Source organism: Streptomyces sp. NPDC058045 (assembly GCF_042885635.1).
Classification (GTDB): domain Bacteria; phylum Actinomycetota; class Actinomycetes; order Streptomycetales; family Streptomycetaceae; genus Streptomyces.
On the sequence record NZ_JBHVRR010000041.1, the window covers coordinates 30411 to 52626 of the forward strand.

Consider the following 22216-nt stretch of genomic DNA (forward strand, 5'->3'; position numbering starts at 1 on the left):
CGAGCGGCCATGGCAGCATGACGCCATGCCGAAGATGTCCGTACTGACGCGCGACGAAGCGCACAGCCGAGCCGAGCTCCTCGACGTACAGCACTACACCGTCGAACTCGACCTGACCGGCGGCGAGGAGACCTTCACCTCCCGCACCACCATCCGCTTCACCGTCACCGTTCCCGACGGCCACGACGGCCACGACGGCTGCGGCACCGCGGACACCTTCGCCGACATCAAACCCGAGCGGCTGCACACCGCCACCCTCGACGGCCGCCCCCTCGACCCCGGCACCCTGGACGGCAACCGCCTCCCCCTCACCGGCCTCACCCCCGGCCCGCACCAACTCACCACCGAAGCCACCATGCGCTACTCCCGCACCGGCGAGGGGATGCACCGCTTCACCGACCCCACCGACGGTGAGACCTACACCTACACCCAGCTCTTCCTGGACGACGTCCAGCGCGTCTTCTGCGCCTTCGACCAGCCCGACCTCAAGGCCGTCTTCGAGCTCACCGTCACCGCGCCCGACGGCTGGCGCGTCCTCGCCAACAGCGTCACCGAGCCCCAGGGAGACGGCAGTTGGCGCGCCGCCCCCACCCCCCTCATCTCCACCTACCTCGTCGCCGTCGCCGCCGGACCCTGGCACACCGTGCGCACCGAGCACCGCGGTCTGCCCTTCGGCCTGCACTGCCGCCGCTCCCTCGCCCCCCACCTGGAAGCCGACGCCGAGGAACTCCTCGCCCTCACCACCGCCTGCTTCGACCGCTACCACGAGAAGTTCGACGAGCCCTACCCGTTCGACTCCTACGACCAGGCCTTCGTCCCCGAGTTCAACGCCGGCGCCATGGAGAACCCGGGACTCGTCACCTTCCGCGACGAGTTCGTCTACCGCTCCGCCGTCACCGACACCGAACGCCAGACCCGCGCCATGGTCATCGCCCACGAGATGGCCCATATGTGGTTCGGCGACCTCGTCACCCTCAAGTGGTGGGACGACATCTGGCTCAACGAGTCCTTCGCCGAGTACATGGGCTACCAGACCCTCACCGAAGCCACCCCGTTCCGCGACACCTGGGTCGACTTCGGCGTCGTACGCAAAGCCTGGGGCTACGACGCCGACCAGCGCCCCTCCACCCACCCCGTGGCCCCCGACGCCGTCGACGACACCGCCGCCGCGCTGCTCAACTTCGACGGCATCTCCTACGCCAAGGGCGCCTCCGCACTGCGCCAACTCGTCCACTGGCTGGGGGAGGAGAACTTCCTCGCCGGCATCAACACCCACATCCGCCGCCACCGCTTCGGCAACGCCACCCTCGCCGACTTCATCGACTCCCTCGCCCAGCACAGCGACCGCGACCTGCACGCCTGGGCCGCAGCCTGGCTCCGCACCACCGGCGTCGACACCCTCACCCCCGCCGTCACCGCCGACCAGGGCACCTGGACCCTCGGCATCCAGCACACCGGCCTCCGCCCCCATCGCCTCACCATCGGCCTCTACGACCGCGAACTCGCCGACACCGGCCGCCTCGTACTCCGCGACCGCCTGGACCACCACCTCCCCGCCGACGGCGCCCCCACCACCGTCACCGGCCAGGGCCGCCGCCCCGACCTGGTCCTCCTCAACGACCAGGACCACAGCTACGCCAAGATCCGGCTCGACCCGCACTCCTGGGAGACCGCCCTCACCTCCCTCTCCGCCCTGCCCGACCCCCTCGCCCGCGCCGTCCTCTGGAACGCCGCCCGCGACATGGTCCGCGACGGCGAACTCGCCCCCACCACCTACCTGGACGCCGCCCGCGCCCAACTCCCGTACGAGAGCGACCTGTCCATCGTGCAGGGCGTCCTCAACTTCGCCGCCCTCCAGATCGCCGACCGCCACCTCGCCGGCACCGGACGCACCGCCGCCCTCACCACCATCACCGACCTCTGCCGCGACCTCATCCGCCGCACCGAGGACGGCGACCACCCCGGCCTCCGCCTCACCGCCGTACGCCACCTCGTCAACGCCGCCACCCAGCCGCACACCATCAGCGCCTGGCTCGCCGACGACTCCGTCCCCGGCGGCCCCGACCTCGACCCCGAACTGCGCTGGCGCATCCTCACCCGGCTCGCCGTCCTCGGCGCCGTGGACGAGACCGCCATCGACACCGAACTCGCCCGCGACCCCAGCGCCACCGGCCAGGAAGGCGCCGCCCGCTGCCTCGCCGCCCTCCCCGACCCCGCTTCAAAACACCGCGCCTGGGACCGCCTTTTCACCGACGACACCCTCTCCACCTACCTCTTCACCGCCACCGCCCAAGGCTTCTGGCAGCCCGAACAGGCCGAGATCCTCGACGAGTTCATCCCCCGCTACTTCACCGACGCGGTCGCCCTCGCCGCCCGCCGCAGCCCCGCCATAGCCGAAGCCGCCGGCCGCCACGCCTACCCCGCCCACGCCGTCGACCACCGCACCCGCGAACTCACCGAAACCTGCCTCCGCACCGCCTCCCCCACCCCCGCCCTCCGCCGCAAACTCACCGACAACCTCTCCGACCTCACCCGGACTTTGCGGACCCGGGGGTAGGGGCGTGTCCGCACGTAGTACGGCCGGTGGGGTTCCGCGGACAGGGGGTGCGCGGTGCGGCGGGCGGCGACCACGATGTGCGTATCCCCGGCCCCCGCACCGGAGTTGACGGTTTCGCCGGGTCCCCCTTTCGGGTCGTGATGGGGCGCTTCGGGGTCGGTGGGGGTGCGTCAACGGCGAAGGTGGGCGCATCCGTACGTGTACATCCGAAGGACGCCCGCCCATGTGCCCCGGCACCACGCCCGCCAGTACCACCACCGCGAGCCCCGCACTCCCCGGTGCGCGCGGCGCGACCCGGCCCGACCCGGCAGCCGCCCCGTTGGAGCCGCTGGCGTCGACGCCCCGCCGTACCACCGCCGCACCCCCCGCACCGGAGGACCACCCCCTCACCCCCTTACTGGCCGCCACCCTGTCCGCCCTGGGTGAGGGCGCCGCGGCCCGCGGCGGGCCCCTCCCCGCCGGCGGTCCCACGGCGGTCGCCGCCGCACTGCGCGGCGCCCTCGGTCCCGTACTGCCGGAGGAGGGCACCGGTGCGACCGAGGCGCTGAGGGCTGTGGTGCGGGCCGTCGCCGAGGGGGCCGCCGACCCGGCCGACCCGCTGTGCGCGGCCCATCTGCACTGCCCGCCGCTGGCGTTGGCCGCCGCCGCGGACCTCGCCGCCTCCGTCCTCAACCCGTCGATGGACTCCTGGGACCAGGCCCCGGCCGCCTCCGTACTGGAGGACGAGGTGACCGCGGTGCTGGCCGCGGAGGTGCATCCCGCCGCCGCCAGCCCGGACGCGCTGGTCACCACCGGCGGCACCGAGTCCAACCAACTCGCCCTGCTCCTCGCCCGGGAGCGGGCGCGCCCCGCCCCCGTCCGCCTGATCTGCGGGGAGAACGCCCACCACTCCCTGCACCGCGCCGCCTGGCTGCTCGGCCTGCCCGCGCCGCTCACCGTGCCCGCGCCCACCGGCACCCTGGACCCGGCGGCCCTCGCCGAGGCATGTGCCGCAGCCCCGACGGACGGCCCGCTGCTGGTGGTCGCCACCGCCGGCACCACCGACGCCGGGCTCATCGACCCGCTGCACACCGTGGCCGACCTCTGCGACCGCTTCGGCGCCCGGCTGCACGTGGACGCCGCCTACGGCGGACCGCTGCTGCTGAGCGAACGCCACCGGCACCTTCTGGACGGCCTGGACCGCGCCCACACCGTCACCCTCGACCTGCACAAACTGGGCTGGCAGCCGGTCGCGGCCGGGCTGCTGACGGTCCGGGACGCCGCCGATCTCGCCCCGCTGGGGCACCGCGCCGACTACCTCAACGCCGACGACGACACCGAGGCCGGACTCCCCGATCTGCTCGGCCGCTCGCTGCGCACCACCCGCCGCCCGGACATCCTCAAGGTGGCCGTCACCCTGCGCGCCCTGGGCCGCCGGGGCCTCGCCGCCCATCTGGACGCGGTCTGCGCACTGGCCCACACCTTCGCCGCCCAGATCACCGCCCGCCCCGGGCTGGAGCTGTACGCGGAGCCCGCCATCAGCACCGTGCTGTTCCGCCCCACGGCCGCCACGGACGACCAAGTCGCCCTGGTACGGCGCCGGTTGCTCACCGAGGGGCGGGCCGTACTGGGGCGGGCGCGGCTCGGGGGGCGGCTGTGGCTGAAGGCGACGCTGCTCAATCCGCACGCCACCCCGGACGACCTCGCCGCACTCCTCGACCTGGTGGAAGGACCCACCCACTGATGCCCACCCAGACCCCATCGGCCCCCGAACCCCCCGCCTCCGCAAGGGACTTGGTGGGTATCGGCATCGGCCCCTTCAACCTCTCGCTGGCGGCCCTCGCCGAACCGCTGACCGGTCTGGACGCCGTCTTCCTCGACCAGCGCCCCGCCTTCCACTGGCACCCGGGCCTGCTCCTGGACGGCGCCACCCTCCAAGTCCCCTTCCTGGCCGACCTGGTGACGCTCGCGGACCCGGCGAGCCGCTGGTCGTTCCTCAGCTACCTCCGCACCCGCGACCGCCTCTTCCCCTTCTACTTCGCCGAGCGCTTCCACATCCACCGCGCCGAGTACGACGCCTACTGCCGCTGGGTGAGCGGGCAACTGCCCTCGCTCCGCTTCGGGCACCAGGCCGACACCGTCCGCTTCGCCGAGCAACGCGGCCTGTTCGAGGTCGACTTCACCCGGCTCGACGCGGACGGCGAGGTGGAGGCCCTGGGCCGCACCACCACCCGCTCGGTGGTCCTCGGAGTCGGAACCGCGCCCCATGTCCCGGGCCCGCTACGGCCGTTGGCCCAGGACCCACAGGTGCCGGTGGTGCACTCCGCGGACTATCTGGGCCACCGCGAGGAGCTGCTGACCGCGGGCCACATCACCGTGATCGGCTCGGGCCAGTCGGGCGCCGAGATCTTCCTTGACCTGCTGCGACGGCGCCCGAAGGGCCGGGAGGCGATCCACTGGCTGGCCCGCAGCGAGGCCTTCGCGCCAATGGAGTACTCCAGGCTGGGACTTGAGCACTTCACCCCGGACTACACCCGCTACTTCCACGCCCTGCCGCAGTCGGAGCGGGACCGACTGGTGCCGCACCAGTGGCAGTTGCACAAGGGCATCGACACCGACACCATCAGCGCCATCCACGACGAGCTGTACCGCCGCAGCCTGCACGGCGGTTGGCCGGACGCGGTACTCACGCCGGCGGTGCGGGTGCGTACGGCGGGGCGGCTGGCGGGTGACCGGATCGAGCTGCATCTGGAGCACCTCCAGCAGCGGACCCGATCCCGCCTCACCACGGACGCGGTGGTCCTCGCCACCGGCTACCGCGAACGCCCCCTGGACCGGCTGCTGGAGCCGCTGGCCGGCCGGCTGGCCCGGGACACGCAGGGCAGACCCGAGGTCGACGAGCAGCACCGCCTGGTCCTGGACCCGCCGCTGCCACCGGGCCACCAGCTCTACGTCCAGAACGCGGAACGGCACACCCACGGGGTGGGCGCCCCGGATCTGGGGCTGGCCGCCTGGCGCAGCGCCCGAATCCTCAACGACCTTACGGGGCGGGCCACTTACCCCTTGCCGGAGCGCACCGCCTTCACCACCTTCGGCCTGCCCACCGCCCCCGCCGACTCCCCGCCCGCGCAGCGAACCGCCGTACCGGGCACCGGAGTCGGGGACGGTGAGCGGACCACGGTCGCCCGCTAGAAGACCGGCTTGCCGTCCCGGGTCAACTGCCAGTCCGCGGAGGCGAACTGGCCCGGGTCGATGGTCTTCTTCTCCTTCACCCAGGTGATGATGGTGTTGCGGATCTCCTCCGAATTGGCCCACAACTGCTTGGCCTTGGCCACATGCGGGAAGTTGCCGCCGCCGCTGGCCCGGTAGTTGTTCACGGCGAAGACGAACTGCGCCTTGTCGTCCAGGGGTTGGCCGTCGAAGGTGAGGTTCTTGATGCGGGAGCCGGTCGGCTGCGCGATGTCCACGTCGTACTTCAGGCCGGACACCGCGTCGTAGTTGTAGTCCGGGGTGTTGTCCGCGTTGGTGAGCTTCGCCGGGTCGACGGGTGCGCCGGGCGCGGTCCGCACGTAGTACTTCGCGGAGAACTCCAGATACTCCCGGAGCTGGGCCCCGGTGAGCAGCCGCGCCTCCAGGGTGTTCTCGAAGGGATAGAGGCCGGCCGCGTCCTTGAGGGTGACATCGCCCGCGGGGATCTTCGCCGTCCGGGAGAAGCAGGAGGCCTGCGACAGCACCGGCAGTTCCGCGTACTCGCCCCCGGCCAGGGCCGCCCGGACCGTCTCCGTCTGGACGTGGTTGATCAGGTCGATGATCGGGACGTCCTTGTACGGGCCCTCCTCGGTGCTCATCGCGTCGGTGCAGGTGCCGATGACCTGGTTGACGTACGCCACCACCTTGCGGTGCTGCTCGGCGAGCAGCCCGGTGATCCGCGGATCCTCCTCGGCGGTGTTGGAGTTGAGCAGGCTCGACGCGGCACGCTCCACCGTCCAACGGCCCTTCGACCACACCAGATCGAAGTCGAAGACGGTCAGCCGCTCACCCCACATCAGCGGCTCCGAGAGCACGACCTCCCGGCCCGACTCCTTGTTCAGCACGCGCCGTTCGGGGATCTCCACATGGGCGTGCCCCACCAGGATCGCGTCGATCCCCGGCACCTGCTCGGCCACATTGACCGCCGCGTTCTCCACATACGGAAGCTGGTCGCCGTAGGAGGAGGTGCCGCTGGTGCCGGAGTGCGCGGAGACGATGACCACGTCGGCGCCCATCGACCGCAGCTTGGGCACCCACACCGCGGCCTGCTCCTCCAGCCCCGGGAAGGTCATCTTGCCCTGCACATTGGCCTTGTCCCAGACGGCGATGCCCGGATTGGTCAGGCCCAGTACGGCCACCCGCACATCCCGCCCGTGCAGGGTGCGCAGCCGCTTGATCACGAACGGCTGGAAGGCGGGCCGCTGCGACTTGGCGTGCAGGGCGTTCGCCGCCACCAGCGGGAAGTGGCACTGCTCCTGGAACTTCCGCAGCAGTTCGATGCCGTAGTTGAACTCGTGGTTGCCGAGCGCCGCCGCGTCGTAGCCGATGGCGTTCATCGCCTTGGCCATCGGGTGCACCGGGCCGCGCTCGGCGGTGATCGGGTCCACCCGGGCGTAGTAGTAGGCGAGTTGGGTGCCCTGGATGGTGTCGCCCGCGTCGATCAGCAGGGTGTTGCCACGGCCGCGGTCCCGGCGCACCTGGTCGACAAGGGTGGAGATCTTCGCCAGTCCGACGTCGTTGTGGTTCTTGTCGTCGAACTCGCGGTCGGTGAAGTAGTCCCAGTTGACGGCGTTTCCATGCAGGTCGGTGGTGCCCATCACGGTGAACGAGTACCGCTTCTCCGCGGACGCGCTGTCGGCGCGGCCCGGTCCCGCGGCCGCGGCGGGCGCCACCGCGGAACCCGCCAGCGCCATCCCCGCCCCCGTGGCGGCGGACCGGCCGAGGAACTTCCTTCTGTCGAGCGGCATTCCGTCTCCTTCTCCTGGTCGCCGACGAGCGTTGGCACCGGTGTCGGGAACCGGCGACGCGCGTAGATTCTTCCGCAGACCCGTAGCCGGACGACACCCTGTGCACATTGCGATCCGGTGACCGGGAAGTGGAGCGACGACCGTGCCAGCGTGCAGAGTTGCCCCATGAGCACACCGACGCCGGTCGACGGCAACCCGTTCGCCCCCGACCCCGCCCCCGACACCACCCCCGATCCGGCCGTCCCCTACGGCACCCCCGCCGCACCCCGGGTCGCGGTCCGTGGCGCGGCCCACCTCGAAGTGGACCCCGAACTGGCCCGGGTCGGCATCTCGGTGGGCGCCCGCGGCCCGGACCGCCGCACCACCCTCGACGACCTCACCCGCCGCAACCGCGCCGTCCTCGACCTGCTGGCCCGCTACGACGACGTCACCACCGAGACCGGTGCCTTCTCCGTCACCCCCGAACTGGTCAAGGGCGGCCGCGGCGAACGGGTCCGCGCCTACCACGGGCGGGTCCATCTCACCGTGGAGATGGCCGACTTCACCACCCTCGGTGAACTCACCACCCGCCTCGCCGACCAGGAACTCACCCAGGTCTCCGGACCCTGGTGGCGGCTGCGGACCGACTCGCCCGCCCACGCCAGAGCCCGGCAGGAGGCCGTCCATGACGCGGTGCGCCGGGCCCGCGAGTACGCCGAGGCCCTCGGCACCCGGCTGGTCGCCCTCGTCGAACTCGCCGACATCGGCGCGGAGCAGGTCGCGGTCCCCTATCCCGCCGCCGCGGCCGGGCTGCCGCCGGGTGTGCGCGCCGCCTACGGGGGAGCGCCGACCGAGGCGCCGCCGCTGGATCTGGAGCCGCAGCGGCAGACTGTGCGCGCTCAGGTCAACGCCCGCTTCACCATGGCGCCGCCCCGGCTGTGAACCGGGCGCCCGATTCGGCGAATCGAGGGCCGGGAACAACGCGGCATTCAGTGCCGGGAATTCTGGCATTCAGTGTCGCAATTCCCGGCCGCACGGCGTTCTGTCCCGTATGGATCCCGTATAGAGCCGGTACAGGGCGCTCATCGGAGCAAGGCCCCGCACAATTCAATAGTCGTCAACAGCCTTTAATGCAAAGGATGTTCCCCGGTCACCGGACGCTGATTATCTACCCGTCGGTAAGGCCTAGGGTCGGCTTATGCGCCGAGCAAAAATCGTCTGCACCCTGGGCCCCGCCACCGACTCGTACGAGCAGATCAACGCACTCGTAGCGGCCGGAATGGACGTGGCCCGCCTCAACCTCAGCCACGGTGGTCACGCCGACCACGAGCAGCGTTACCACCAAGTCCGCAAAGCCGCCGAGGAAGTCGGCCGCACCATCGGCATCCTGGCCGACCTTCAAGGTCCGAAGATCCGCCTCGGCCACTTCACCGAAGGGCCCGTACTTCTCGAACCCGGCGATGAATTCACCATCACCGTGGAACCGGACACCGCGGGCGATCAACACATCTGCGGCACCACGTACGCCGGTCTCGCCGCCGATGTCTCCACCGGTGAACGCATCCTGGTGGACGACGGAAAGGTCACCCTGGAGGTCACCGGAGTCGACGGCCCGCGGGTGCGCACCCGGGTCATCGAGGGCGGCCTGGTCTCCGACCACAAGGGCATCAACCTCCCCGGAGTCGCCGTCTCCGTCCCCGCGCTCTCCGAGAAGGACGAGGAGGACCTGCGCTGGGCCCTGCGCATCGGCGCCGACCTCATCGCCCTCTCCTTCGTCCGCACCGGCGAGGATATCCGCGAGGTGCACCGCATCATGGACGAGGAGGGCCGCCGCGTCCCGGTCCTCGCCAAGGTGGAGAAGCCGCAGGCCGTCGCGCATATCGAGGAGATCGTCGCCGCCTTCGACGGCATCATGGTCGCCCGCGGCGACCTCGGCGTCGAAATGCCCCTGGAGCAGGTGCCGATCGTCCAGAAGCGCGCGGTGAGCCTGGCCCGGCGCAACGCGAAGCCGGTGATCGTCGCCACCCAGATGCTGGACTCGATGATCGACAACTCGCGGCCCACCCGCGCCGAGGCCTCCGATGTCGCCAACGCGGTGATCGACGGCACCGACGCGGTGATGCTCTCCGGCGAGACCAGCGTCGGCAAGTACCCGGTGGAGACGGTCCGCACCATGGCCAAGATCGTGGAAGCCGCCGAGGAGGACGTCCTCGCCCAAGGCCTCCCGCCGCTCACCGAGCACAACAAGCCCCGCACCCAGGGCGGTGCGGTGGCCCGCGCCGCCGCCGAGATGGGCGACTTCCTCGGCGCCACCCTGCTCGTCGCGTTCACACAGTCCGGCGACACGGTGCGGCGCCTGTCCCGCTACCGCTCGCCCATCCCGCTGCTGGCCTTCACCCCCGACCCCGACACCCGGGCCCAACTCAGCCTCACCTGGGGCGTGGAGACCTTCCTCGGCCCGAGCGTCGCCTCCACCGACGCCATGGTCGGCCAGGTCGACGAGGAACTGCTGAAGATCGGCCGGGCCGACCGCGGCGACGTGGTCGTGATCACCGCCGGCTCACCTCCCGGGGTCTCCGGCAGCACCAACCTGGTCCGGGTGCACCACATCGGCGAGGACGACGGCCCGAAGTAACTCCGGGCCGGCGCCTAGGACTTGGGACCCACCCGCGCGTCCAGCAGGGCGACGGCGTCCCTGCGTGCGACGGACACGTTGAACGGGGCGGACCCCCGCGCCAGCGTGGTCCAGCCCACCCCCACCGCGTCCAGGGTGTCGGTGAACAACCGCCTGATGTCATCGGACTTGTTGGTGAAGAAGTACCGCGGATACTCGTACCGCTTGCGTTCGCCGGCCACCATGCGCGTCGTCCAGTTGGTGATCCGGCAACCGTCGGAGTGGATCAGCCCCCGGATGAACTCCCACGGATGCGCGTCCACCACCACCCGCTGCCACTCCTCCAGCACGATCGGCCGCTCATGCTTCTTACCTGGCCCGTGCTGGGGGAAGAGGCAGGGCCAGTGCTTGCTCCAGGACGTCACAGCCACACAGCCGGGCTTCTGGACGCGGCACACGCGGTTGTGCGGGTGCACTGCCAGGATCGCTTGCTCACATGCGGTGATCAGTCCCGGATAGGCGTCCGCGCACGCGATGCGCAGTGCGTAGACACCGCGGCGGTTCTCACTGATGTTGCCGTCGCCCAGGTAGAGCCCGAGCAGATAGGAGTAGGCGTCGGCAGGAGAAGGCGGGTCGTTCCGGCACCGAGCGCAGAGGTTCTGGGGCATGTGCGGCTCTATCCGCACGAGCCAGGAACGGATGGCCGACCGGGACACCCCGGTCTCCTTGCTGACGGAGTTCAGACTCCGGCCCTGTTCGACGAGACGGAGAGCGTGCTGACGGGTACTCAGGTCGTACATGTGCGCGAGGCTGCCGCACAGACGGGCGAAATGGGGCTCGATCTCGCGGGATTCCCTTGATCGAGTGGACTCCCGCGATTCGCTTGCGACCTTGGAATCGAAGGTAAGTGCCTCGGGTGGGATTCGAACCCACGCTGTCGGTGGTTTGAGCACCGTGTCTCTGCCGCTGGACTACCGAGGCTTCCTGCAAAACGAAGGCGGTGGAAAACCCGCCGTGCCACCACCATACCCCAGCTAGGTACGCTCTTGGGAGCAGTGCCTGTCTGCCCCGAACGAGGAGAAACCCCCGTGAGCGCCGCCGAGTCGTCCCAGCCCGCCGTCGACGGCGACCAGCCGCATGTGCCTCCGTCGACGACCCGTGTGGTCATCGCGGAGGACGAGGCGCTGATCCGGCTGGACCTGAAGGAGATGCTGGAGGAGGAGGGGTACACCGTCGTCGGCGAGGCCGGGGACGGTGAGCGGGCGGTGGAGCTGGTCCGGGAGCACCGCCCGGACCTGGTGATCCTCGATGTGAAGATGCCCAAGATGGACGGCATCTCGGCGGCGGAGAAGATCGCGGGGGAGTCGATCGCGCCGGTGCTGATGCTGACCGCGTTCTCGCAGCGCGATCTGGTGGAACGGGCGCGGGACGCGGGGGCGATGGCGTATCTGGTGAAGCCGTTCAGCAAGAGCGATGTGGTGCCGGCGATCGAGATGGCGGTGTCGCGGTTCACCGAGTTGCGGGCGCTGGAGCAGGAGGTCGCGGACCTCTCCCAGCGCCTGGAGACGCGGAAGCTGGTGGACAGGGCGAAGTCGGTCCTCCAGACCGAGTACGGCCTGACGGAGCCGGCCGCGTTCCGCTGGATCCAGAAGACGTCGATGGACCGGCGGATGTCGATGCAGCAGGTGGCGGAGGCCGTGATCGAGGACTCCGAGGAGAAGAAGGCGGCGAAGGACGGCAAGTAGGGCCGGACCGCGCCGAGTTGGTCGGATTACGCAGCAGTGAGGGGCCGCCCGTCGGGCGGCCCCTCAGTCGTGCTCCGGGTCGGGTCAGTCCTCGCCGAGGTAGGCCTTGCGGACGGACTCGTCGTGCAGGAGGTTGCTGCCGCTGCCGGAGAGGACGACGTTGCCGGTCTCCATGACGTGGCCCTGGTCGGCGAGGGAGAGCGCGGCCTGCGCGTTCTGCTCGACCAGGAGGATGGTGGTGCCCTGGGCCTTCAGCTCCGCGATGGTCGACATGATCTTCTGCATCATGATCGGCGAGAGGCCCATGCTGGGTTCGTCCAGCATCAGCAGCCGCGGCTGCGACATCAGGGCCCTGCCCATGGCGAGCATCTGCTGCTCACCGCCGGACAGGGTGCCGGCGGCCTGGCGGCGGCGCTCCCCGAGGATGGGGAAGAGGTCGTAGGCCTTGCGGATGTCGGCTTCGATCCCGGCGCGGTCGTTGCGGAGGTAGGCACCGAGGCGGAGGTTGTCCTCGATGGTCATGCTGGGGAAGATGTGCCGGCCCTCGGGGGAGTGGGCGAGGCCGAGGGCGACGATCTGGTCGGGGCGGTAGCGGCGCAGCGGCTTGCCGCCGAACCGTATCTGGCCCGCGGTGGGTTTCAGCAGCCCGCTGATGGTGCGCAGGGTGGTGGTCTTCCCGGCGCCGTTGGTGCCGATGAGGGTGACGACCTCGCCGGTGTCGACGGTGAAGCTGATGCCTTTGACGGCTTCGATCTTGCCGTAGGAGACGCGCAGGTCTTCGACTTCGAGGAGTGCGGTCATCGGTCGTTCTCCTCGGCGTTCTCCGCGGCGGGGGTGCCGGTGGCGTTCTTGTGGGCTGCGGCTTCCGCCTCGGCGACCTCGGCGGCCTCGGCCTGCCCGGGGTCGCCCTCGATGGGTTCGCCGAGGTAGGCCGCGATGACGCGCTCGTCGGCCTGGACGGTGGCGCTGTCGCCTTCGACGAGCTTCTGGCCCTGGACGAGGACGGCGACCCGGTCGCAGAGGTTGAAGATGAAGCGCATGTCGTGCTCGATGACGAGGACGGCGATGCCCTGGTCGCGGATGGCGAAGACCAGTTCCTCGGTGGCGCGGGTCTCCTGCGGGTTCATGCCCGCGGTGGGTTCGTCCAGCAGCAGCAGTCCGGGTTCGCTGGCGAGGGCGCGGGCGATCTCCAGTTTGCGCTGCTCGCCGTAGGGGAGGTTGCGCGCGAGGTGGTCGGCCTTCTCGGCGAGGCCGACGAACTCCAGGAGTTCGGTGGCCCGTTCACGGCTGGCCTGCTCGGCGCGGTGGAATCCGGGGCCGCGCAGCAGGGCGGACCAGAGTCCTTCCTTGGTGCGGGTGTGGCGGCCGACGAGCACGTTCTCCAGGACGGTCATATTGCCGAAGAGGCGGATGTTCTGGAAGGTGCGGGCGACGCCGGCCGCGGTGACCTTGAAGGACTTCGCGGGGAGCTTGGTGCCGCGGTAGCGGACCTCGCCCTCGGTGGGCGTGTAGAGCCCGGTGAGGCAGTTGAAGAAGGTGGTCTTCCCGGCGCCGTTGGGTCCGATCAGGCCGACGATCTCGCCGGAGCCGACGGTGAGGTCGACTCCGCGTACCGCGGTGAGGCCGCCGAAGCGCATGGTGACGCCGCGGGCGTCGAGGATGGTGGCGGTGTCGGGGGCGGTGTGGGTGGTGGTCATGGTCAGGCCCCTGTCTTGCCGAGGGCGGGGGTGGCGGTGGCCGGTTCGCTGTCGTGGAACTCCAGTTGGCGGCGGCGGTTGGGGATGAGGCCTTCGGGGCGGGTGCGCATCAGGATCACCAGGGCGAGGCCGAAGGCGAAGAGCTGGTAGTCCCCGAGGAACTGGAGCTTGTTGGGGATGAGGTAGAGCAGCGAGGCGCCGATGAGGGGTCCGCTGATGGTGCCCATGCCGCCGAGGACGACGGCGGCGAGCAGGAACGCGGAGTTCGGCGGCACCGAGTTGGCGAACTGGTACTGCTCGGGCGTCACGGTGTAGGTGACGTGCGCCTGGACGGTGCCGGCGAGTCCGGCGAGGGAGGCGCCGAGGGCGAACGCGATGAGCTTGACCCGGAAGCCGTTGATGCCCATGGCGAGTGCGGCGGTCTCGTCCTCGCGGATGGCGACCCAGGCGCGGCCGATGCGGGAGTCCCCGCTGCGGCGGAAGACGAGGACCACGACGAGGGTGATCAGCAGCATCAGCAGGAAGTAGTTGGCGAAGCGGCCGATGTCGAAGCCGCCGACGCTGTGGGCCTTGCCGAAGTCCAGGCCGAGGATGTTGAGGTCCGGGATGGACGAGATGCCGTTGGACCCGTTGGTGATGTCGGGGCCCGAGGTGCCGTCGAGGTTGTTGGCGGCGATCCGGAAGATCTCACCGAAGCCGAGGGTGACGATGGCGAGGTAGTCGCCGCGCAGCCGCAGGGTCGGGGCGCCGATGAGCACACCGAAGACCAGGGAGGCGGCGGCGCCGACGAGGATCGCGCCCCAGAAGGGGAGGTGGATGTCGAACGGCGAGTAGGGCGAGCCGGAGACCATCGAGGCGGCGTAGGCGCCGACGCCGAGGAAGGCGACGTACCCGAGGTCGAGCAGGCCGGCGAGGCCGACGACGATGTTCAGTCCGAGGGCGACGGTGGCGAAGATCAGGATGTACGCGCCGAGGGTGGCGTACTGGTCGCTGGACTGTGTGAAGGGGAAGAGGGCGGCGGCGATGAAGGACCCGATGAGGGTGAAGGTGCGGTGCCGGCCGCTGAGGGTGGTGAGTTGGGGGATCAGCCCGGACTTGTTGAGCGCGGCGAAGCCGAAGCCGGTGGTGAGCAGGAAGCCGATGAACAACTCGTCGTACTCGGTGCCGATGCCGTAGGTGAAGACGAGCAGGCCGACGGCGAGGGCGGCGAGGATGGCGAGCAGTTCCATCCAGACGGGGAGCTGCGCGGGGGCCTTGGGGGCGGGCGCGGCGAAGCCGGCCTTGACCCCGGCCCAGGCGTTGCGCCCGCGGTGCATCGCCTGCTCCCAGGCGGTGTCCTCCGGGTCGGGCGGGTAGGTCTCGGGCCGCTGGTAGGGCAGCGCGAGCGCGCCGAGCAGGGCTACCAGGCTGGTGACGGCGACGACCCAGCCGCCCGGCTCCAGGTTGGCCAGACCGCCGAGTTCGGTGCTGATGGCGATGATCGTGTACCAGGCGGTGGTGAACGCGGCCAGCGCACCGAGCCGCAGCGCCGGGTCGGCACCGGCGGGGGTGAGGACCCGGAAGCCCTTGACGCCGTACGAGGCGACACCGAGGACGGTGGTGAGGGCGCCGGCGATCAGGACGAGCCACTGGAGGCCGCCCGGGTAGCCGTAGACGGTGAGGTCGCCGGGGAAGGACGAGGTCCAGGTCCAGGCGAGGAGGCAGGCGACGACGGTGAGGGCGCCGCCCGCGGTGGCCAGGGCGCGGGCCAGGGACTCGGGCAGCGGGATCAGCCCGGCGGGCGCGGGGGCCGCGGTGGTGCCGGGGGCGTCGGCCGGGGTCTGGGTGGTCGGTGTGTTCATGGTGATCACGCCCTGTCCGCGACGCGCTCGCCGAGGATGCCCTGGGGCCTGACGAGGAGCACGACGATGAGGAGTACGAAGGCCCAGACGTCGGCCCAGGTCTGGCCGCCGAGTTGCTGCATACCGGGGATGTCGGTGACGTAGGCCGTGGTGAGGGCTTCGGCGACGCCGAGCACCACACCGCCGATCATGGCGCCGTAGATGTTGCCGATGCCGCCGAGGACCGCGGCGGTGAAGGCCTTCAGACCGAGGATGAAGCCCATCTTGAAGTTGACCTGGCCGTACTTGAGGCCGTAGGCGACGGCGGCGATACCGGCGAAGGCGGCGCCGAGGGCGAACGCGATGACGATGACGCGGTCGGTGTTGATGCCCATCAGCTTGGCGGTGTCCGGGTCCTGGGCGGTGGCCTGCATCCCGCGGCCGACGCGGGTCTTCATCACGAACCAGCCGAGGATCAGCATGGACACCGGGGCGGCGCTGATGAGGAAGATGTCGCCGGTCTGGATGGTGACGCTGCCGAGGTGGAAGGGGCCGCCGGGTATCTCGGGGAAGGTCCTGGCGGACTTGGCGCCGGGGTACCAGGCCCACACGGCCTGCTGGAGCGCCAGGGAGAGGCCGATCGCGGTGATCAGCGGCGCGAGGCGGGGCGCGCCGCGCAGCGGCCGATAGGCGAAACGTTCCGCGCCGACGGCGATCAGGGTGGAGACAACGATGGCACCGATGAGCATCAGCGGCAGCGCCAGCCACATCGTGGTGCCGTCGGGGAGGCTGAGCCAGACGGTGAGGGCGCCGAAGCCCCCGGTCATGAAGATCTCGCCGTGGGCGAAGTTGATGAGTTGGACGATGCCGTAGACCATTGTGTAGCCGATGGCGATCAGGCCGTACATGGATCCCAGTAGCAGGCCGTTGACCAACTGTTGCGGCAGTTCGTGCACCGCGGGTCCTCCGTGTCTTTCGGTGTGGTTCCGGTGCCGTGCGGGGCCGCCGGGTGCCGGGGGTGACGGCGGATACGGCACCGCGCGGGGCGCCGGCTGACAGCGGCCCCGCGCGGTGGGTGGTGTTCTCGGTGGGTCAGCCGGCGAAGGTTCCGGACTCCACGGCCTTCCAGCCGGTGGCCGGGTCCGCGGTGTTCTTGACCTCGTAGACCGTGAGGGTCTTGTTGGTGGCGTCGCCGTACTGGTCGAAGGAGACCTTGCCGGTCACACCGTCGAAGGACACCTTGCTCATGGCCTTGATGACCTGGGCGCGGGCGTCGTCGGGCAGCTTGCCGTCGTTGTCGTCGACGACCTTCTTGACGGCCTCGATGATCGACCAGGCGGAGTCGTAGGAGTAGCCGCCGTAGGCCTCGAAGGCCTCCTTGTAGCCGGCCTTCTTGTAGTTGGCCACGAACTCCTTGGCGGACGGCAGCGATTCGACGGGCTGGCCGACGGAGGTCGAGTAGTCGCCCTTGCCCTCCTTGCCGGAGAGCTTGATGTAGTCCGCGCTGTACATGCCGTCACCGCCGACCAGCGGGATCTTGGCCCCGGCCTGCTTGATCTGCTTGCTCAGGGGGCCGGACACGGGGTACTCGCCGCCGTAGTAGACCACGTCCGCACCGGAGTTCTTCACCTTGGTGACGACGGCGGAGAAGTCCTTGGTGTCCGGGTTGACGTGCTCGGTGCCGACGACCTTGCCGCCGAGCTTGGTGAACTCCGTCCGGAAGGTGCCGGCGAGGCCGGCGCCGTAGGTCTTCTTGTCGTCGATCATGAAGACCTTCTTCTTCTTCGCCTTGTCGAAGAGGTACTGCGCGGCGAAGGGGCCCTGCACGGCGTCGGTGGTGCAGGTGCGGAAGTAGGAGGCGTACGGGCGCTTCTTGGTGCCGCCGTTCCAGTCCTTGCCCTGGGTGAGGGCCGGGTTGGTGTTGGCGGGGGAGACCTGTACGAGGCCGGCGTCGTCGAAGACCTTCTGCATGGACTCGGCGACGTTGGAGTTGAGGGGGCCGACCGCGCCGAGGACCTTCTTGTCGCCGACGAACTTGGTGGCGTTGGTCTGGCCGGAGGAGGCCTGGGCCTGGTCGTCGAGGGCCTCGATCTTGAAGGTCACACCGTCCACGAACTTCTTGGCGTTGGCCTGCTTGGCCGCCAGGTCCACGGAGTTGCGGATACCGACACCCAGCGCGGAGAGGTCGCCGGTCAGCGGAGCGTCCACGCCGATGACGACGGTGGTGCCGCCGCCCGATCCCCCGTCGTCCTTCTTGTCGCCGCGGGAACCGCAGGCGGTGAGGGTGAGGGCCCCCGCGGTGAGAGCGGCGGTGATGGCTATGAGCGAACGTTGGCGCACGTTCAGTCCTTTCCCCTGGCACGGCTCCCTGTCGGGCGCCGAGTTGAGCGCTGGAACCGAACTGACGAGGAATCCGGTGGCGCGGTGACTGGCCGTGACTCTAAGCGCGCCTTTGTGGGGAGAGGAGTGGTCTGGCCAAGGCTGTGACGTTCTTGTTATGCCGCTGGGGATTACCGGCGGAAATCCGGCTGGTCGATTGGCCGGGGATGGCTCCTGGTCGGGGTGTCCGACGCGGCTTTACCGGCAGGACTGTCGGCTCGTTTTGGTCATGACGGGGAGACCGGCGAGCGGGTCCGGCCGAGGGAGATGGAGAGTGCCTTCGGGTGGTTCCGTCCCGGGATGAAACTCCGCCGCTGCTTTGCCGGAAAATCACGCAGAGTTACTCCGGGGAAAGGGAGTCCGGCATTCCGATGAGTGCGGGTGCATTCCTCTTCGCGCATGGTGATGCGATTCCTGCGCCGGTTTCCCGATTTCGGTGTGAAAGGCGCCCGAGGTGAGGAAGTGGCCCCGGGAGCCCGGGAGTAGGCGTCGATCCGCACCCCGGTGACCGGCGCCGCGCACACCGCGTTCCCCGCCCGCCCCCGGCGGCCTATGCGATCCCGGAGCCGGAACCACGACCGCCCACCGGTACGCGCGACCGGCTGCCCGCATAGCGGACGGACACGGTCTGTGACGGGTACGGGGTGGGCGGCGGAGACGGTGCCCGAGGCGGCCGGTGATCGGTGGCCGCGGCCCCGGGCGGCACGTCAACCGGGGCTGTGTGAGCGGGAGTTGGGCCCCTGGGTGATCAGGCGGTCACGCTGCGGAGGCGTCCCGGAGGAGGCAGGTGAGACGGGCGGTGCAGACCCGGCGGTCCGCCTCGTCGGTGATCACGATCTCGTAGGTGGCGGTGGACCGGCCGCGGTGCACCGGGGTCGCGACCCCGGTGACCACACCGGAGTGGGCCGAGCGGTGGTGGGTGCAGTTGAGGTCCACGCCGACGGCGAGCTTCGAGGGGCCGCCGTGCAGCATCGAGCCGACCGAGCCCAGGGTCTCGGCCAGCACCGCGGAGGCCCCGCCGTGCAGCAGCCCGTACGGCTGGGTGTTGCCCTCCACCGGCATGGTGCCCACCACCCGGTCCGCGGCGGCCTCCAGGATCCGCACGCCCATCCGCTCGCCGAGGCGGCCGGCCGAGAACAGGGCGGGCAGGTCGACGCCGAGCGCCGCGTACTCGTCGATGACCTTCTGCGGGAACTTCACGGTCTGCTGCTCGCCCATGGGCCGGCTCCGTTCTTCGGGTCTTCTGGGTCTTCTGGGCCTTCGGGCGGGAACGGGACTCCCGCACTTCTGGCGACCGGTGTGCCTGAGCAATTGCTTAGGCTGCTGCGGATTGTTCCAGGCGCACCGCGGCGGACCCCCGGGCGGGGTGCCCGGCCCACAGCCGGGACCGGTGCGGCGGGCTCCCGGCGGGACTCTCCGGACACGACCTGGCGGGCCGGGGCCGTGCGGGTACGGAGGGCGGGCCGCGCTGTCGGTGGGGCGTGGCAGGATCGGACCCGTGGCAGAGAAAGCAGCGCAGCAGACCCAGCAGCCCCAGCAGACCGAGCCCGCGGCGAGCGCCGTGGCGCAGGCCGAGGAGGCCGCCGCCGAGGCCCGGGCCCACGGCGTCCGCCCCCGCCTGATGCTCATGGACGGCCACTCCCTGGCGTACCGGGCGTTCTTCGCGCTGCCCGCGGAGAACTTCACCACCGCCACCGGCCAGCCCACCAACGCCATCTACGGCTTCGCCTCCATGCTGGCCAACACCCTCCGGGACGAGGAGCCCACCCACTTCGCGGTGGCGTTCGACGTGTCCCGGAAGACCTGGCGCGCCGAGGAGTTCACCGAGTACAAGGCCAACCGCTCCAAGACGCCCGACGAGTTCAAGGGCCAGGTGGAGCTGATCGGTGAGCTGCTGGACGCGATGCACGCGGAGCGGTTCGCGGTCGAGGGCTTCGAGGCGGACGACGTGATCGCCACCCTCGCCACCCAGGCCGAGGCGGCCGGCTTCGAGGTGCTGATCGTCACCGGCGACCGGGACTCCTTCCAGCTCATCACCGACCACGTCACGGTGCTCTACCCCACCAAGGGCGTCTCCGAGCTGACCCGCTTCACCCCGGAGAAGGTCCAGGAGAAGTACGGCCTGACCCCGGCCCAGTACCCGGACTACGCGGCGCTGCGCGGCGACCCCTCGGACAACCTCCCCGGCATCCCCGGCGTCGGCGAGAAGACCGCCGCGAAGTGGATCAACCAGTTCGGTTCCTTCGCGGAGTTGGTGGAGCGCGCCGACGAGGTCAAGGGCAAGGCCGGGCAGAACTTCCGCGACCACCTGGAGGCCGTGAAGCTCAACCGCCGCCTCACCGAGATGGTCCGCGACGTCGCCCTCCCCAGGACCGTCGCCGACCTAGCCCGCGCCCCGTACGACCGCAAGGCGCTGGCCCTGGTCCTGGACACCCTGGAGATCCGGAACCCCTCGCTGCGTGAGCGTCTGCTCGCCGTCGACCCGGGCGCGGTGGCGGACACCCCGGCGCCCACCGCGGAGATCGAGGTCGACGGCAGCGTCCTCGGCACCGGGGAGCTGGCGCCCTGGCTGGCGGAGCACGGCGCCGCCGTACTGGGGATGGCCACCGTCGACACCTGGCAGCTCGGCACCGGCTCGGTCGGCGAGGTGGCGCTGGCCACCGCGGGCGGTGCCGCCGCCTGGTTCGACCCGGCCCAGCTCGACCAGGCCGACGAGAACGCCTTCGCCGGGTGGCTCGCCGACCCGGCCGCGCCCAAGGTCCTGCACAACGCCAAGGGCGCCATGCGGGTCTTCGCCGAGCACGGCTGGCGCATCGAGGGCGTCACCATGGACACCGCGCTCGCCGCGTACCTGGTCAAGCCCGGCCGCCGCTCCTTCGCCCTGGACGCGCTCGCCCTGGAGTACCTGGGCCGGGAGCTGGCCCCCGCCGCGGCCGACGGGCAACTCGCCTTCGGCGCCGAGGAGGAGGCCGAGGCCCAGGCCCTGATGGTGCAGGCGCGTACCGTGCTCGACCTGGGCGAGGCCTTCGGGGAGCGGCTGCCCGAGGTCGGCGCCGCCGATCTCCTCACCGATGTCGAGCTGCCGACGTCCGCCCTGCTGGCCCGACTCGAACGGCACGGCATCGCCGCCGACCGCGGCCACCTCCAGGCCATGGAGCAGACCTTCGCCGCCGCCGTCCAGCAGGCGGTGAAGGAGGCGCACGCCTCCGTCGGTCATGAGTTCAACCTCGGCTCGCCCAAGCAGCTCCAGGAGGTCCTCTTCGGGGAGTTGGCGCTGCCCAAGACGAAGAAGACCAAGACCGGCTTCACCACCGACGCCGACGCCCTGGCCTGGCTCGCCACCCAGACCGACCACGAGCTGCCCGTCATCATGCTGCGCCACCGCGAGCAGGCCCGGTTGCGGGTCACCGTCGAGGGCCTGGTGAAGACCATCGCGGGCGACGGCCGTATCCACACCACGTTCAACCAGACCGTCGCCGCCACCGGCCGTCTCTCCTCCACCGAGCCCAATCTGCAGAACATCCCGGTCCGCACCGACGAGGGCCGCGCCATCCGCCGCGGCTTCGTCGTCGGTGAGGGCTTCGAGTCGCTGATGACGGCCGACTACAGCCAGATCGAGCTGCGCGTCATGGCGCACCTCTCCGAGGACGCCGGCCTCATCGAGGCCTTCACCTCCGGCGAGGACCTGCACTCCACCGTCGCCTCCCAGGTGTTCGGCGTGGCACGGGACGCGGTCGACCCGGAGATGCGCCGCAAGATCAAGGCCATGTCGTACGGCCTGGCGTACGGGCTGTCCGCGTTCGGGCTGTCCCAGCAGTTGGGCATCGAGGCCGGTGAGGCGCGCGCCCTGATGGACACCTACTTCGAACGCTTCGGCGGCGTACGGGACTACCTCCACCGCGTCGTCGAGGAGGCCCGCGCCACCGGGTACACCGAGACGATGCTGGGCCGCCGCCGCTATCTGCCCGACCTCAACAGCGACAACCGCCAGCGCCGCGAGATGGCCGAGCGGATGGCGCTCAACGCGCCCATCCAGGGCACCGCCGCCGACATCGTCAAGATCGCCATGCTGCGGGTGGACAAGGCGCTCACCGAGGCGGAGTTGAGCTCCCGGATGCTGCTCCAGGTGCATGACGAGATCGTGCTGGAGATCGCCCCCGGCGAGCGGAAGGCCGTCGAGGAACTGCTGCGCCGGGAGATGCCGGCCGCCGCCGACCTCCGCGCCCCGCTCGACGTCTCCGTGGGCGTCGGCCCGGACTGGGAGTCCGCCGCCCACTGACGGCGCCGACTGACGGCGCGCCCACTGACGGCACGTCGGCCGAACGACCGGACACGCCGGGCGATTCCCCTTGACGCGCTGACGTTCCGCCGCCGGAGCTCCGACCGGAATCCCGCGGCCGAACTCGCTACCAGCCCCCCGAACCATCCGAATTACCGGTACAACAGTCA

General features: G+C 70.6%; 15 protein-coding genes and 1 tRNA gene. 7 read left to right on the forward strand and 9 right to left on the reverse strand.

The features are described from left to right. Window positions 1-25 precede the first annotated feature (25 nt). The 3 genes from pepN to ACFVST_RS22385 all read left to right on the forward strand — a co-directional run bounded on the left by pepN (window position 26) and on the right by ACFVST_RS22385 (window position 5728). A complete protein-coding gene (pepN, locus tag ACFVST_RS22375; RefSeq protein ID WP_390154759.1) occupies window positions 26-2557 on the forward strand; it encodes an aminopeptidase N in 2532 nt (843 codons plus the stop codon). Window positions 2558-2780: 223 nt separating this feature from the next. Continuing rightward, window positions 2781-4280 carry a pyridoxal phosphate-dependent decarboxylase family protein gene (locus tag ACFVST_RS22380; protein ID WP_390154762.1) on the forward strand — a complete coding sequence of 500 codons (1500 nt, stop codon included), beginning with the start codon at window positions 2781-2783 and terminating at the stop codon, window positions 4278-4280. Then, complete coding sequence (locus ACFVST_RS22385; RefSeq protein ID WP_390154764.1) at window positions 4280-5728, forward strand: lysine N(6)-hydroxylase/L-ornithine N(5)-oxygenase family protein; 1449 nt, start codon at window positions 4280-4282, stop codon at window positions 5726-5728. Before ACFVST_RS22380 ends, ACFVST_RS22385 begins: the two co-directional genes overlap by 1 nt. On the opposite strand, the gene ACFVST_RS22390 is transcribed toward ACFVST_RS22385, so the two are convergent. Beyond that, a complete protein-coding gene (locus ACFVST_RS22390; protein ID WP_390154766.1) occupies window positions 5725-7533 on the reverse strand; it encodes a bifunctional metallophosphatase/5'-nucleotidase in 1809 nt (602 codons plus the stop codon). The two genes, ACFVST_RS22385 and ACFVST_RS22390, sit on opposite strands and share 4 nt — an antisense overlap. Window positions 7534-7698: 165 nt before the next feature. Here ACFVST_RS22390 and ACFVST_RS22395 point away from each other — a divergent pair, with 165 nt between their 5' ends. Beyond that, window positions 7699-8454 (forward strand): SIMPL domain-containing protein, encoded by a 756-nt coding sequence (locus ACFVST_RS22395; protein WP_390154769.1) that lies wholly within the window; start codon window positions 7699-7701, stop codon window positions 8452-8454. A 256-nt stretch (window positions 8455-8710) separates the two neighbouring features. Further along, on the forward strand, window positions 8711-10147 hold the full coding sequence (gene pyk / locus ACFVST_RS22400) for a pyruvate kinase (protein WP_390154772.1): 1437 nt from the start codon (window positions 8711-8713) through the stop codon (window positions 10145-10147). 14 nt (window positions 10148-10161) lie between these two features. On the opposite strand, the gene ACFVST_RS22405 is transcribed toward pyk, so the two are convergent. Together ACFVST_RS22405 and ACFVST_RS22410 are read right to left on the reverse strand one after the other, a co-directional pair. Continuing rightward, window positions 10162-10926: a transcriptional regulator gene (locus tag ACFVST_RS22405; protein ID WP_390154775.1), complete on the reverse strand. Its 765-nt coding sequence runs from the start codon at window positions 10924-10926 to the stop codon at window positions 10162-10164. A gap of 108 nt (window positions 10927-11034) precedes the next feature. Further along, window positions 11035-11107: transfer RNA gene (locus ACFVST_RS22410), tRNA-Leu, on the reverse strand. A gap of 107 nt (window positions 11108-11214) precedes the next feature. On the opposite strand from ACFVST_RS22410, the gene ACFVST_RS22415 reads away from it, so the two are divergent. Continuing rightward, window positions 11215-11871, forward strand: coding sequence for an ANTAR domain-containing response regulator (locus tag ACFVST_RS22415; RefSeq protein ID WP_390154778.1), 657 nt, complete (start codon window positions 11215-11217; stop codon window positions 11869-11871). Between the two features lie 84 nt (window positions 11872-11955). On the opposite strand, the gene ACFVST_RS22420 is transcribed toward ACFVST_RS22415, so the two are convergent. From ACFVST_RS22420 to ACFVST_RS22445, 6 genes are all read right to left on the reverse strand, one after another. Beyond that, a complete protein-coding gene (locus ACFVST_RS22420) occupies window positions 11956-12672 on the reverse strand; it encodes an ABC transporter ATP-binding protein (protein ID WP_390154781.1) in 717 nt (238 codons plus the stop codon). Further along, entirely contained in the window at window positions 12669-13568 is a 900-nt protein-coding gene (locus ACFVST_RS22425) for an ABC transporter ATP-binding protein (RefSeq protein ID WP_390154784.1), read from the reverse strand. Before ACFVST_RS22425 ends, ACFVST_RS22420 begins: the two co-directional genes overlap by 4 nt. A gap of 2 nt (window positions 13569-13570) precedes the next feature. Further along, window positions 13571-15409, reverse strand: coding sequence for a branched-chain amino acid ABC transporter permease (locus ACFVST_RS22430; protein WP_390154787.1), 1839 nt, complete (start codon window positions 15407-15409; stop codon window positions 13571-13573). Between the two features lie 5 nt (window positions 15410-15414). Beyond that, complete coding sequence (locus ACFVST_RS22435) at window positions 15415-16344, reverse strand: branched-chain amino acid ABC transporter permease (protein ID WP_390154789.1); 930 nt, start codon at window positions 16342-16344, stop codon at window positions 15415-15417. Between the two features lie 136 nt (window positions 16345-16480). Further along, window positions 16481-17728: a branched-chain amino acid ABC transporter substrate-binding protein gene (locus ACFVST_RS22440; RefSeq protein ID WP_390154792.1), complete on the reverse strand. Its 1248-nt coding sequence runs from the start codon at window positions 17726-17728 to the stop codon at window positions 16481-16483. A 795-nt stretch (window positions 17729-18523) separates the two neighbouring features. Then, window positions 18524-18985 (reverse strand): PaaI family thioesterase, encoded by a 462-nt coding sequence (locus ACFVST_RS22445; protein WP_390154794.1) that lies wholly within the window; start codon window positions 18983-18985, stop codon window positions 18524-18526. Window positions 18986-19388: 403 nt separating this feature from the next. On the opposite strand from ACFVST_RS22445, the gene polA reads away from it, so the two are divergent. Next, entirely contained in the window at window positions 19389-22046 is a 2658-nt protein-coding gene (gene polA, locus ACFVST_RS22450) for a DNA polymerase I (RefSeq protein WP_390154803.1), read from the forward strand. The last annotated feature ends 170 nt before the right edge of the window (window positions 22047-22216 follow it).

Bases quoted from the DNA above. Each gene is read 5' to 3' on its own strand.
- pepN (WP_390154759.1), top strand. From the start codon at position 26: ATGCCGAAGATGTCCGTACTGACGCGCGACGAAGCGCACAGCCGAGCC.
- ACFVST_RS22380 (WP_390154762.1), top strand. From the start codon at position 2,781: ATGTGCCCCGGCACCACGCCCGCCAGTACCACCACCGCGAGCCCCGCA.
- ACFVST_RS22385 (WP_390154764.1), top strand. From the start codon at position 4,280: ATGCCCACCCAGACCCCATCGGCCCCCGAACCCCCCGCCTCCGCAAGG.
- ACFVST_RS22390 (WP_390154766.1), bottom strand. From the start codon at position 7,533: ATGCCGCTCGACAGAAGGAAGTTCCTCGGCCGGTCCGCCGCCACGGGG.
- ACFVST_RS22395 (WP_390154769.1), top strand. From the start codon at position 7,699: ATGAGCACACCGACGCCGGTCGACGGCAACCCGTTCGCCCCCGACCCC.
- pyk (WP_390154772.1), top strand. From the start codon at position 8,711: ATGCGCCGAGCAAAAATCGTCTGCACCCTGGGCCCCGCCACCGACTCG.
- ACFVST_RS22405 (WP_390154775.1), bottom strand. From the start codon at position 10,926: ATGTACGACCTGAGTACCCGTCAGCACGCTCTCCGTCTCGTCGAACAG.
- ACFVST_RS22420 (WP_390154781.1), bottom strand. From the start codon at position 12,672: ATGACCGCACTCCTCGAAGTCGAAGACCTGCGCGTCTCCTACGGCAAG.
- ACFVST_RS22425 (WP_390154784.1), bottom strand. From the start codon at position 13,568: ATGACCACCACCCACACCGCCCCCGACACCGCCACCATCCTCGACGCC.
- ACFVST_RS22430 (WP_390154787.1), bottom strand. From the start codon at position 15,409: ATGAACACACCGACCACCCAGACCCCGGCCGACGCCCCCGGCACCACC.
- ACFVST_RS22445 (WP_390154794.1), bottom strand. From the start codon at position 18,985: ATGGGCGAGCAGCAGACCGTGAAGTTCCCGCAGAAGGTCATCGACGAG.
- polA (WP_390154803.1), top strand. From the start codon at position 19,389: ATGCTCATGGACGGCCACTCCCTGGCGTACCGGGCGTTCTTCGCGCTG.